Below are 12,491 nucleotides of genomic sequence, written 5' to 3' on the forward strand. Positions count from 1 at the left end.
CTATCACTTCCTCTTTTGCTGATAACGTGCGTACCCTAAAAGCAATAGTACAGCGCTGATAAAGCCATCAATAGCACCACCTCCCGAAGCGTTAGGCGACGCAATACTTCCTGAGTCTGCAGCAATGGGCGCAGGAGAAACCGATGAATTACCACTCCCCGCTAAAAATGCTAAACGCGCCTCTTCTGTAACGATATAGTTGGCCGTCAGCTGTCCATTTAATACTTGATCTATCCATTGACGATAACCATAAATCTCCGTAAATACTGAGGTAACCTGTGATTGTGGAAAACCTACGCCACATTCCGCGGGGCCAAAACTTGTGATGCCCACTTGCACCAAATGACCCGCATTATTCCAGTAGATAGGACCTCCCGAATCCCCTTGACAAGTTCCATTAGCAAGACGGCTATCAGGATTAATGCCGTCCCCTTTAAAACAGAGATGATGTGGATTTAACGCTAACGCGAACGGCGTAATATCCAACTGACAACGAGCATTCGATACATACTGCATAGTGGTAAACAGTAATCGGTCATCTTCATCAAATCCTGAACGCGTATTACCGTGACCCACCGCTTCAAAAATACCGTCATTATCGTCATCATCACGACCATTAAATCCAAGTCGATAAGCTTGGCTCGTTGGTCGATTCACAAACCCTTGCCCATTTAGACCTCGCTCTAAACGGATGATCGCGATATCGTTCGCCCATAATGAGTTAACGGAATCGTCGTAATTGGGATGATAGAAAAACGCTTCGCCACGTACTGTGGTAATGCTGCTGCGTGGAAAGTCTGATTCATTATCAAATTGCCCTGCGACAGTAAACAATAACCCAGCAATATTAAGCTGCCCTTGCCCGTCAAATAAACAGTGAGCGGCGGTTAAAACATGCCGCTGGTCTAGGAGCGTCCCGCCACAAAAGCTACCCCGACTGAATAGCCCATCATACTCAATACGATCATAAAACAAGCTAACGAATGAAGGATAAGTGGTAATCGTCGTCGGTTTACCATTAACGATACGTGATGTCAGCTCAGCAAAAACCATGGGGCTCATCAATAGCGTGAGGCATAAAATAACCATCTGAATGGGTTTCTTTATCATAGACACCTCATATATTTAGCTAAGTAAGATAGTTAAAGTGTAGTTCTAGATAACCGAATCAACCCAAAAAACTTGATGCAGCAAGTGAATAGTGCATCATCAACCTCGATAAACAGAGGTCAATAATAAGATGAGAATCGGCGAACTGATCCAACCGAATTAGCGATTCAAATTGTAAGAAGGAAAGAGAAAAGAAAACCATTAGACTCGTGGTATTTTGCAAACAATTACCGAATGAGTCATTGAAAAATTAAGGCCTTTGAGCGAAGAGAAGAAGAATAAAGCAGCATGGTCGTGCTGCTCTATTCTTAACATTAACCGAGAAGAGATAAGTAAATAATTCGCTATCCTCGATAATAGCGTTGGGGGACGAATGGCATCTTCTCAATCGTCATCGGCAGCATTTTACCACGGACTTCAGCAAACAACTCATGACCAATCACTGCGAGATCCGCTCGAACATATCCCATTGAAATAGGCTGCTCCGCTGTCGGCCCGACGGTTCCACTGGTAACGATACCCACTTTATTACCATCAGAATCGAACAACTCTGTTCCTTCCCGAACAGGCGCTTTAGTTTGACCCACTAATCCCACTCGCTTACGATCAACCTGTTTGCTCTCTATCTGTTTTAGAATAATTTCAGCACCGGGAAACCCGCCAGCCCGTTCGCCACCGAGCCGGCGCACGGGTTGTATCGCCCAAAGCAGACTGGCTTCTACTGGCGTGGTGGTTTCATCCAAATCATGACCATACAAGCACAGGCCACACTCTAAACGTAGTGAATCACGAGCTCCAAGGCCTATCCACTCGACGTCGGAATGCTCCGCTAATGCTTGTGCAAACGCGACTGCTTTATCAGCAGGTACGGAGATTTCAAAGCCGTCTTCTCCTGTATACCCACTACGGCTGACAATGCATTCAATGCCGTTGATCGCTAAAGTTTGGATATCCATAAAACGCATATCTGCTACCGCAGGTTGCCACTGAGCCAATATCTGAGCCGCCTTTGGACCTTGCAGAGCAAGTAGTGCTCTGTCTTCAATGACTTCCAAGTGGACCCCAGCAGGTAAATGCGCGGTTAAATGGGCTATATCCTGTGCTTTACAGGCTGCATTAACCACTAAAAAAAGATGATCGCCTAAGTTGGCCACCATCAAATCATCTAAAATACCACCTTGTGGATTGGTGAAAATCGCATAACGCTGCTTACCAACCGGTAAATCGATGACATCAACCGGAACTAAACGCTCTAAAGCCGCGGCCGCATCAACACCATGCAAACGCAATTGTCCCATGTGTGAAACATCAAACAATCCAGCCGCTTGACGCGTATGTAAATGCTCTTTTTTAACACCGAGCGGGTATTGAACCGGCATATCATACCCAGCAAAAGGGACCATTTTTGCGCCTAATTCAACGTGCACAGCATGCAAAGGAGTAGTCAGTAGCGAATTTGAGTGGGGTTGTTGCGTCATTGTTTTCTCCATGTGGCGAGTTGCCGATCAAGCCGCCAGTTGATTGAGCGCTCTCTTGATAGCCATATCTTCACGCTCAAGTGTTTGGCTTAAGTTTCCAATAATAAACAAGAAAAACAAGCATGCGCTTATTTTGATTGCCGAACAAGTTGCAGCCAAGACACGCTGCGAGAATTAACACTTAGATCACAATTTACTTATCCGTCTTTGCAACAAAATGGCTTCAACCGACAGGTCCGTTACTTTGCCGTAACCCATAAAATCAAGGCGTCTTGCTCACTAACAGACACTAACATATGCCCCATCGTCGCATCATAATAGACACTATCGCCTTCGCTAAGAGGCACTGGCTCATAAAACTCACTATAGAACAGCACCTCACCGCTCAAAATTAGCAGGAACTCTTCACCGTCATGCCTTACCCAATCGGGATAATCGCTAAAATCTCGAGCGCGGATGGTGCTTTTGAACGGCATCATTTTTTTATTGGTCAACTGTGTTGCCAATAGCTCATGTTCATAAGTAGGCGTTGGATGTGGCTTCCCTAGTCCACTACGGGTAATATCTCGACGACCAGTAGCGATAATTTTTTTTGGTGGATCAAAGAGTTGAGGCATATCGATTTGCAATCCATGCGCGAGTTTTTGCATCGCTTGGAAGGTCGGCGAAATCTGCTCGTTCTCTATTTTACTTAAGGTAGAGCGAGCCAATCCCGTTCTCTGACTCGCCTCTTCTAGGGTAATTCCCAAATTCGCTCTAACTTGCTTAATGCGTGGCCCTAATTTAAGTGGCTCGATGTTTTCTGAGCGATCTTCTTTAGCTAATGTCATGGATGGATACTCATCATGAATGGGCTCTGTCATGCTTATTATCCTGTAGTGAACCGCTATCAATAAGTATCATTGTGCATCAAGCCTGACACAGAAAAAAGAGTCACTCGCAAGTAAAGCGTGCTTTAAGTAGCAAAAACAGCACTCTTGTTTCCTATAGGAAATTTTTAATTGATTGTTGATTTGGCAAGGGGTATGTTACCAACATGTTAGCCAAGCAATCGTTTGGTTCAATGACGTTTAATACCCTCAAAAAGAACAGATTGGCTCAATTCAGTGAGCAAGCACACAAAAGTTCTTTTTGAACTATTGCACACTCGCTCGGCGAGCGTTCGCTACCAATTTGGAGAAAAAACAATGGATAAAACACTGAAGTTTACTGATAGCCATGAATGGGTGCGTGATAACGGCGACGGTACCGTCACGATTGGAATTTCAGAACATGCCCAAGCGATGTTGGGTGATGTGGTGTTTGTCGAGTTACCCGAGCTAGAGAGTGAATTTGACGCAGGAGATAATTTTTCCTTGGTTGAATCAGTCAAAGCGGCATCTGACATTTATGCTCCCGTATCGGGCATGGTTATCGAAATTAACGAAGAACTATCCGATCGCCCAGAGCTGATCAATGAAGAGCCTTATGAATCTGGCTGGATTGTTAAAATTAAAATGTCCGATGCTTCTGAACTCGATGATCTTAAAGATGCCGATGAATATCTGACGTTGATTGAAGAAGATTAATTGATCAACAAGCTGCCACCTAATGGGCTAAAGCCACCTGATATGGTGAAGACCAAGGCAGCTTTTCATCATGATTCTTATTCACGACAACCCAGTGATACCAGTTATCCGTCAACGCTTATCGGTATAATTAGCGTTATCGAACATGATGGTAAGCCATACTACAGCTCTATATATAGGTAAGGGAAAATGACCGAGTTACTGCACCGCCTAAGCACACAAAACGAATTTATTGCACGCCATAACGGACCAAGCGTCAATGATCAACAGACCATGTTAGCCACTATTCAGGCTTCCAGTCTTGATGCGCTAATTAACGAAACCGTCCCCGCTAATATTCGCTTAGAAGCCGCCCTTGATATTGGTGAGCCGCAAAGTGAAACCAACATGCTCGCGACGCTGAAAGCCTTTGCTCAACAAAACCAGATTAAGCGTACTTTTATTGGTCAAGGTTACTACAACACGTTTACACCTCACGTTATTTTACGCAATGTACTCGAAAATCCTGGTTGGTACACGGCTTATACTCCTTACCAGCCTGAAATCTCTCAAGGTCGCTTAGAGTCGCTGCTTAACTATCAACAAATGATCATCGACTTAACGGGTATGGAGATCGCCAACGCGTCATTATTAGATGAAGCGACAGCGGCCGCAGAAGCCATGGCGTTATGCCATCGCGCTGGTAAAAGCAAAAGTAACGTCTTTTTTGTCGCGGACGATGTCCATCCTCAGACGATTGAAGTCATCAAAACCCGAGCTGGATTCCTTGGCTTTGAAGTGAATGTCGCGCCTATCGAGAGTTTGGCGGAGCAAGATGTGTTTGGCGCATTACTGCAATACCCAAATACTCGCGGGGAAGTGCGCGATTTAACTGCCATCATCGAACAAGCGCATCATAATAAAACTTTGGTCACCGTTGCCACCGATTTGCTGGCCAGTGTGCTGCTTAAACCGGCCGGAGAGATGGGTGCGGATGTTGTGATTGGCTCAGCACAACGTTTTGGTGTGCCAATGGGCTACGGTGGTCCTCATGCCGCGTTTATGGCCACTCGTGACGCCCATAAGCGCACGATGCCTGGTCGTGTGATTGGGGTGTCTATCGATGCCAAAGGCAATCAAGCGCTGCGCATGGCAATGCAAACTCGTGAACAGCATATTCGCCGAGAAAAAGCCACCTCCAACATTTGTACTGCACAAGCGCTACTGGCGAATATGGCAGCCTTTTACGCGGTGTACCATGGCCCTGAAGGTTTAAAAACCATCGCGCGTAGAACCCATCATTTCACCGCGATTCTTGCCGCTGGGCTAACCAAAGCGGGCTATGAGTTAGATCATCATAGCTTTTTTGATACGTTAACCATCAACACTGGTTCGGCAACAGAAAAGCTTTATCAGCAAGCTCAGCTAGCCGGAATGAATCTACGTAAATCGGCGCAGCAAATTGGTATTAGCTTGGATGAAACGACGACGGTTGAAGATATCAAAGCCCTATTTGACGTTTTTGCTGTTAACGAAGCGATTGACGATTTATCGACCACCATTGCTGACAATGAATTAGCTGCGATTCCTGAATCTTGCCGCCGCCAATCCAGCTTCCTTACTCATCCTGTGTTCAACACCCATCATAGCGAAACGCAAATGCTGCGCTATATGAAGAAACTGGAAAATAAAGATTTCTCTTTAGCTCACGGTATGATCCCACTTGGCAGCTGCACCATGAAGCTCAATGCCACCGCTGAAATGATCCCGGTCACTTGGCCAGAATTTGGCGCGTTACATCCGTTTGCACCAAAACAGCAAGCGCAAGGTTACGCCGCACTGGCTAACGACCTTAAACAGAAATTATGCCAAATTACCGGTTACGACGCTTTTTCACTGCAACCAAACTCTGGCGCTTCTGGTGAATATGCGGGTCTGATTGCTATTCAGCGTTATCACCAAAGCCGTGGTGAAGGACACCGCGATGTGTGTTTAATCCCAAGTTCGGCTCACGGTACTAACCCAGCGACCGCTTCCATGTTATCGATGAAAGTGGTGGTCGTGAAATGCGATAATAATGGTAACGTTGATCTGACTGATCTGGCTGCAAAAATCGACAAACATCGTGCAAATCTTTCCGCGATCATGATCACCTATCCTTCCACTCATGGCGTCTATGAAGAACAAGTACGCCAAGTGTGTGAAATGGTGCACCAAGCTGGCGGCCAAGTGTATCTCGACGGTGCCAATATGAACGCACAAGTTGGTCTCACCTCTCCCGGTTTTATTGGTTCGGATGTGTCGCACCTTAACCTGCATAAAACCTTCTGTATTCCACATGGTGGTGGTGGTCCAGGCATGGGACCGATTGGGGTTAAATCTCATTTAGCGCCTTTCTTACCCGGACATATTGAAGGTGGTGTGGAAGGCACGGAATACGCTGTTTCTGCCGCGGATTTAGGCAGTGCGTCCATTTTGCCTATTTCTTGGGCTTATATCACCATGATGGGCTCAAGCGGATTAGAACAAGCAACCAAATTGGCGATTCTTAATGCCAACTACATTATGGAGCGCCTGCGTCCACACTACTCCATTTTATATCGTGGTCATAATGGTCGTGTCGCGCACGAATGTATTATTGATATTCGCCCATTAAAAGAGCAAAGCGGGATCAGTGAAGAAGACATCGCCAAGCGCTTAATGGATTATGGCTTCCATGCGCCAACCATGTCATTCCCTGTTGCGGGTACACTGATGGTTGAGCCAACCGAATCCGAAAGCTTAGCTGAGCTCGATCGTTTCTGTGAGGCTATGATCGCTATTCGCCAAGAGATAGATAAAGTGCAAACTGGCGAGTGGCCATTAGAAGATAACCCACTAGTCAATGCGCCGCACACGCAAGTCGATTTAACCGTTGAGCAATGGTCACATCCTTATTCTCGCGAAATCGCTTGTTTCCCATCAGAGCACAGCAAAAACACCAAGTACTGGCCAACCGTCAATCGCGTCGACAACGTCTATGGCGATCGTAATCTGGTCTGTACCTGTCCAAGCATTGATAATTACGAAGAGTAATAAACCGCGACGATCACTCGTCCCTAGTTCTGTGCTAATTTGAAAAATCAATGGCGAGCTTAATGGCTCGCCTTTTATCCTCTCTTATCAAGGCAAACACTGTTAACACAAAGATTTCCTTGGTTTCACCTTGAGAAACTGAGACAATACAGCGTCAATTCCTACAAGATTATTATTCATGAAACTGTTAGTTAGAAATTTATCCCGTACTACCACCGAACAAGACATCCGCGTTTTATTCTCCGCTTTTGGTGAAGTAAAAGCGTGTAATCTAGTACTGGACCAAATCACAGGTCACTCAAAAGGCTTTGCATTTGTCGAAATGCCAAATCTCGAAGAAGCCAAACAAGCCATCGCGAATCTCAATTTAAGTGATGTCCATAAAAGCAAGATTCGTGTTAAAAAAGCCGATTAAGCGTTTTTTACACAGCGTATACACAAGATATTAGGCGTTAAGCATACACCCTAACTCTTTGTTATTCATACATAAGCTCCCTAAAAACAATCAAACATGAAAAATAGTTCTCGCTATTTAGGATTCTGTGTGTATAGTTAAAGTTGGCTCTTACAGAAGAGTTGTTAATGTAAATTCAGTGTAAGTTTTGTTTTATACAAGTCGCGAAACCTTTCGTTAAACCTGTGTCAACTTCACCTAGATAGACCATTCAATAGCTTGCGTTATCAGCCAAAATTCATTCTATTAAATTTAAGATATTTAGAGGTAACTATGTCTGGTAAAACGACTGGTACAGTAAAATGGTTCAACGAAACTAAAGGTTTCGGTTTCATTTCTCAAGACAACGGCGGTAAAGACGTGTTTGTTCACTTCAACTCCATTGTCTCTGATGGCTTCAAAACATTAGCTGAAGGTCAAAAAGTAAGCTTTAATGTTGAAGAAGGCAAAAAAGGTCCACAAGCGACTGAAGTAACGCCTCTGTAAGCTAAATTTCAAAACGCAGTGCTCTGCACTGCGTTTTACTTCCCCCCCTGCACTCTCGTTTATTCTCCGCTTATTGCAGTCTCACTTTATTAGGAAATCTATGTCTAGAAGATCAACCAGACAACGTCAATGGTACAAATTGTCTCGCAAGAAAGAAGCTTTTTATAGCAACAAATAACTCTCCTTTGTCTTAATCTATTGCCTGTTATCCATGGCTCTGCTTAACCATCATACCTCCGATTAGCCTGCTGACATCATTAGTTCGTCAGCATGTAACGGAAGGCTGAGATGTCTCTTTTTACTATCATTCTCCTTTACAAGCATTTTTTACACGTTACTATCGCAGCAAAATGGTCTTCTTCACCCTATTTAGCCTTACTACGAGGGTTTTATGCTGTCAGATAGTGAGATTTGCCGTACAACTCCCCTACAAAACATTGAGCTCATCGCTAAAAAAGCTGGCTTATTGACTGATGAATTTCATAGCCAAGGCTCTTATAAAGCCAAAGTTTCATTACATTGCTTACAACGCCTTAAAAATGTCTCTTCAGGAAAATTAATCTTAGTTACGGCCATTACTCCTACGCCACTTGGCGAAGGTAAAACGGTGAACACGATAGGCTTAGCACAAGGTCTTGCGCACTTAAATAAATCCGTTATCGCGTGTATCCGTCAACCCTCCATGGGACCGATTTTTGGTGTCAAAGGCGGAGCGGCAGGTGGTGGCTATTCACAAGTTGCACCGATGGAAGAGCTCAACTTACATCTTACCGGTGATATTCATGCCGTCACTTCGGCGCATAACTTAGCCGCAGCAGCGATTGATGCCCGTCTATACCACGAAACTCGTCTTGGTTACCAAAATTTCTCCACACAGACAGGGTTACCTGCACTGCGAATCGATCCTAAACGTATTGTTTGGAAACGAGTGGTCGATCATAACGATCGCGCCCTGCGTTACATCACTGTCGGTCGTAATCCTGAAGGCCAAACAACGAACGGCATTGAACGAGAAGACGGCTTTGATATTTCCGCCGCTTCTGAATTGATGGCGATTTTAGCGCTGGCGAAAAACTTAGCCGATTTACGTCGCCGACTTGGTCAGATTATTCTCGCTTATGATCTCGATGGACAAGCGATCACCGCCGAAGATCTCAAGGTCGCGGGGGCTATGGCGGTTTGTATGAAAGACACGATAATGCCAACGTTAATGCAAACCTTGGAAGGCGTTCCAACCCTCATTCACGCGGGTCCCTTTGCCAACATTGCCCATGGTAATTCATCGATTATTGCTGATGAGATTGCCAGTAAGCTAGCGGATTACACCGTGACAGAGGCTGGTTTTGGCTCTGATATGGGCTTTGAAAAAGCGTGTAATATTAAAGCCAATGTAGCTAATAGAGCCCCAGATTGTGCCGTTATCGTCGCAACTTTACGTGGAATTAAAGCCAATTCAGGGCTATTTGAATTCAAGCCGATAGACAGTCAGTTACTTTTTCAACCCGACAACGCGGCACTGACCGCCGGCTTCACCAACTTACAATGGCATATCGATAATGTGAATCGCTATGGTATTCCAGCCGTGGTGGCCATCAATCGTTTTCCACAAGATAGCGAAGAGGAGCTTCAGCAACTAGTTAGTCTGATTAAACGTCTACCTAATGATGTCAAAGTCACTGTTTCAGATGCCTATTCTCAAGGAGGGCATGGCGCACTAGACCTTGCCCAGCAAGTCATCGCTCAATGCCAAAAAGCCACACATTTTAAACCTCTTTATCAAGCGCAAGATTCACTGCTCGATAAACTCACTGCGGTTGCGAAAAGTTATGGCGCAACGACCATCGAGCTCAGTGCACTGGCTAAGCAACAACTGGCCGAATTAGAAACGCTATCTTATCAGCATTTCTCCGTTTGTTTGGCTAAAAATCCGATGTCTCTCACCGGAGATCCAGCCATTAAGGGTGCGCCCAAAGCCTTTACTCTCATCATTAGAGAGTTAAAACCATGTGCTGGTGCGGAATTCATTTATGCCCTATGTGGCAACGTGCTTACCATGCCCGGACTTCCAGCAAAACCCAGTTTTATGGCGATTGATCTCGATGATGATGGCAACATTATTGGTTTGAGTTAACCAATAACATGATCAGCAAGAGCAATTTCTTCACTTTGTTGCTCTTTCTTGCTCTATTTTACGTATAGATAACAGAGTCTTGATATTGTCGATAAGACACTACTGCTTAGCGTGCTTAAACAATGGTAATACACTCCGCTTTTTAGCACGACGGCCGTTTTAAATAGGCAATAATCACCATCACTGGTCATCTAAATAAAATAGGTAAAGGGCAAGATGAAGCGTTTTACAATATGGTTTTCCTCCAGCGTGCTAACGCTATTAGTTCTATTCTCTATCACTATTCGAGCGAATAATCCGTCTTTATCCGCAGCAGAGTCGTCTTATGCAATCGCGACTTTAGCGGGAGGATGCTTCTGGTGTACAGAGGCCGATTTAGAAAAACTCGAGGGCGTCGTCAATGTTGTCTCTGGTTACGCAGGTGGTACATTAGCAAACCCAACCTATCAGCAAGTATCATCTGGAAAATCGGGACATATTGAGGTCATTCAAGTCACTTTTGATGAGCATCTGGTCAGTTATGAACAAGTGTTGGATTATTTCTTACGCCACATCGACCCAACAGACGCAAAAGGTTCGTTTGTAGATCGCGGGCTACAATATCGACCAGCGATTTTCTACCATGATTCAACCCAAAAGCAGATCGCTCAACAGTTAATAAAACAAGTGGATGCTTTAGGTATTTATCAAAAGCCCCTGAATACTGAATTGATTGAGTACACCGAATTTTGGTCTGCGGAAGAGTACCATCAAGATTTTTATAAAAAGAATCCGATTCGTTATAAATACTATCGTCATGCTTCAGGACGAGATCAATATTTAGACCAAATTTTTGGTCGTGAGCGTAATAAGAACCCCATCACATTACGTCAATTGATTGACAAATCGCTTGCAGAACAAAACATCAAAACCTACCACAAGCCATCGCCTGAAGAGATTCGTGCCAAGCTAACTGATGTACAATATTATGTCACTCAGCAAGAAGGCACGGAAAGGGCTTTCAATAATGAATACTGGGATAATGATCAACGCGGTATTTATGTAGACATCGTCACTGGGGAACCACTCTTTTCGTCGCAAGATAAATTTCGCTCAGAAACAGGCTGGCCAAGCTTCACCAAGCCGATTAATTCAGCGTACATTATTACCAAAAGCGATTTTCGTCTTTTCTATACCAGAACTGAAGTACGCAGTCGGTTCGGCGACTCACACCTTGGTCATGTCTTTAAGGACGGTCCGGCACCTACTGGCCTGCGTTACTGTATGAACTCTGCGGCAATGCGTTTTATTCCAGAAGAGAAAATGGCAGCGGAAGGATATGGCGATTATTTGCCCTTGTAGCATGAATTGGGCTGATATTGGACGAATAAGGTTGTTGCTCTACAACCCGAGAGATTGAGCTTAACTCGATAACGTCGTGCAATCTCATCACTCGCGCCAGCGGCAAATATAAAGCCCCTCATTATCTCTGATGAGAGGCTTTTTATCTATTAACACCACAACGAGGTATTAACGTAATCCATGCAAAAATTCGGCGCGGGTGGCAGGGTTAGATTTAAATATCCCCCCTAAAGCGGTCGTGGTGGTTACGCTTGTCGCGTCCATGACGCCTCGAGACTTTACACAATAGTGGGTAGCATCAATGGTCACCGCAACATCATCCGACTCAAGTAACGTCTGCAACGCAACTAAAATCTGTTGCGTTAAACGCTCTTGCACCTGAGGGCGCTGAGCAAAAAAACGTACAATGCGATTAATTTTTGATAGGCCAATAATTTTACCACGTGGAATATAAGCGACCGCAGCTTTACCATCGATGGTCACTAAATGATGCTCACAGGTACTGGTCACGGTAATATCCTTGACGCGTACCATTTCACTGACTTTCATTTTATTTTCAATGACGGTAATTTTTGGGAAGTTTTTATAATCAAGCCCAGAGAAAATTTCATCGACATACATTTTGGCAATCCGATGCGGTGTCTCTTGTAGACTGTCATCTGCTAAATCTAAACCCAGAAGAGTTAAAACTTCACGCATATGAAATTCAATTTGCGCTTTTTTCTCTTCACGGCTAATTGCATTGGGTTGCATTGGCGTTTCCTGACCGCGGCTCTCTAGTGCTGCTTTCACTAACTGGGCGGATTCGCTCAAAATTGACATTTCCCCTACCTCTTCATTACCCCTCTCGAATGGCAGACAAGAATACT

At 44.6% G+C, this 12,491-nt stretch carries 10 protein-coding genes; 6 read left to right on the forward strand and 4 right to left on the reverse strand.

What is annotated here, in order from left to right:
- Positions 1 to 3 precede the first annotated feature (3 nt).
- The 3 genes from FKN88_RS03495 to FKN88_RS03505 all read right to left on the reverse strand — a co-directional run bounded on the left by FKN88_RS03495 (position 4) and on the right by FKN88_RS03505 (position 3,451).
- Complete coding sequence (locus FKN88_RS03495) at positions 4 to 1,110, reverse strand: trypsin-like serine protease (RefSeq protein WP_306687232.1); 1,107 nt, start codon at positions 1,108 to 1,110, stop codon at positions 4 to 6.
- A gap of 344 nt (positions 1,111 to 1,454) precedes the next feature.
- Positions 1,455 to 2,588: a glycine cleavage system aminomethyltransferase GcvT gene (gene gcvT, locus FKN88_RS03500; RefSeq protein WP_306687233.1), complete on the reverse strand. Its 1,134-nt coding sequence runs from the start codon at positions 2,586 to 2,588 to the stop codon at positions 1,455 to 1,457.
- A 239-nt stretch (positions 2,589 to 2,827) separates the two neighbouring features.
- The gene (locus FKN88_RS03505) at positions 2,828 to 3,451 is read right to left on the reverse strand and encodes a helix-turn-helix domain-containing protein (RefSeq protein WP_004396627.1); all 624 of its coding nucleotides are present in this window, start codon (positions 3,449 to 3,451) and stop codon (positions 2,828 to 2,830) included.
- Positions 3,452 to 3,775: 324 nt separating this feature from the next.
- Here FKN88_RS03505 and gcvH point away from each other — a divergent pair, with 324 nt between their 5' ends.
- The 6 genes from gcvH (at position 3,776) to msrB (ending at position 11,622) form a co-directional block, all read left to right on the forward strand.
- Positions 3,776 to 4,156, forward strand: coding sequence for a glycine cleavage system protein GcvH (gene gcvH / locus FKN88_RS03510; RefSeq protein ID WP_154171168.1), 381 nt, complete (start codon positions 3,776 to 3,778; stop codon positions 4,154 to 4,156).
- Positions 4,157 to 4,345: 189 nt separating this feature from the next.
- Positions 4,346 to 7,210: an aminomethyl-transferring glycine dehydrogenase gene (gene gcvP / locus FKN88_RS03515; RefSeq protein WP_154171169.1), complete on the forward strand. Its 2,865-nt coding sequence runs from the start codon at positions 4,346 to 4,348 to the stop codon at positions 7,208 to 7,210.
- A gap of 178 nt (positions 7,211 to 7,388) precedes the next feature.
- Positions 7,389 to 7,625 (forward strand): RNA-binding protein, encoded by a 237-nt coding sequence (locus FKN88_RS03520; RefSeq protein ID WP_004396630.1) that lies wholly within the window; start codon positions 7,389 to 7,391, stop codon positions 7,623 to 7,625.
- Positions 7,626 to 7,937: 312 nt separating this feature from the next.
- Entirely contained in the window at positions 7,938 to 8,150 is a 213-nt protein-coding gene (locus FKN88_RS03525; RefSeq protein WP_004396631.1) for a cold-shock protein, read from the forward strand.
- 391 nt (positions 8,151 to 8,541) lie between these two features.
- A complete protein-coding gene (locus tag FKN88_RS03530) occupies positions 8,542 to 10,281 on the forward strand; it encodes a formate--tetrahydrofolate ligase (protein ID WP_154171170.1) in 1,740 nt (579 codons plus the stop codon).
- A 216-nt stretch (positions 10,282 to 10,497) separates the two neighbouring features.
- Entirely contained in the window at positions 10,498 to 11,622 is a 1,125-nt protein-coding gene (msrB, locus tag FKN88_RS03535; RefSeq protein ID WP_154171171.1) for a peptide-methionine (R)-S-oxide reductase MsrB, read from the forward strand.
- Positions 11,623 to 11,790: 168 nt separating this feature from the next.
- Here the strand turns inward: msrB and folE are convergent, their stop codons facing one another.
- Complete coding sequence (gene folE, locus FKN88_RS03540) at positions 11,791 to 12,444, reverse strand: GTP cyclohydrolase I FolE (RefSeq protein WP_004396634.1); 654 nt, start codon at positions 12,442 to 12,444, stop codon at positions 11,791 to 11,793.
- Between the last annotated feature and the right edge of the window lie 47 nt (positions 12,445 to 12,491).

It is taken from the genome of Vibrio sp. 2017_1457_13, assembly GCF_030851525.1.
Taxonomy (GTDB): Bacteria; Pseudomonadota; Gammaproteobacteria; order Enterobacterales; family Vibrionaceae; genus Vibrio; species Vibrio metschnikovii.

Excerpts from the sequence above, each read along its gene's own strand:
- FKN88_RS03505 (WP_004396627.1), bottom strand. The coding sequence starts at position 3,451 with ATGACAGAGCCCATTCATGATGAGTATCCATCCATGACATTAGCTAAA.
- folE (WP_004396634.1), bottom strand. The coding sequence starts at position 12,444 with ATGTCAATTTTGAGCGAATCCGCCCAGTTAGTGAAAGCAGCACTAGAG.
- FKN88_RS03525 (WP_004396631.1), top strand. The coding sequence starts at position 7,938 with ATGTCTGGTAAAACGACTGGTACAGTAAAATGGTTCAACGAAACTAAA.
- FKN88_RS03520 (WP_004396630.1), top strand. The coding sequence starts at position 7,389 with ATGAAACTGTTAGTTAGAAATTTATCCCGTACTACCACCGAACAAGAC.
- msrB (WP_154171171.1), top strand. The coding sequence starts at position 10,498 with ATGAAGCGTTTTACAATATGGTTTTCCTCCAGCGTGCTAACGCTATTA.
- gcvP (WP_154171169.1), top strand. The coding sequence starts at position 4,346 with ATGACCGAGTTACTGCACCGCCTAAGCACACAAAACGAATTTATTGCA.
- FKN88_RS03530 (WP_154171170.1), top strand. The coding sequence starts at position 8,542 with ATGCTGTCAGATAGTGAGATTTGCCGTACAACTCCCCTACAAAACATT.
- gcvT (WP_306687233.1), bottom strand. The coding sequence starts at position 2,588 with ATGACGCAACAACCCCACTCAAATTCGCTACTGACTACTCCTTTGCAT.
- FKN88_RS03495 (WP_306687232.1), bottom strand. The coding sequence starts at position 1,110 with ATGATAAAGAAACCCATTCAGATGGTTATTTTATGCCTCACGCTATTG.
- gcvH (WP_154171168.1), top strand. The coding sequence starts at position 3,776 with ATGGATAAAACACTGAAGTTTACTGATAGCCATGAATGGGTGCGTGAT.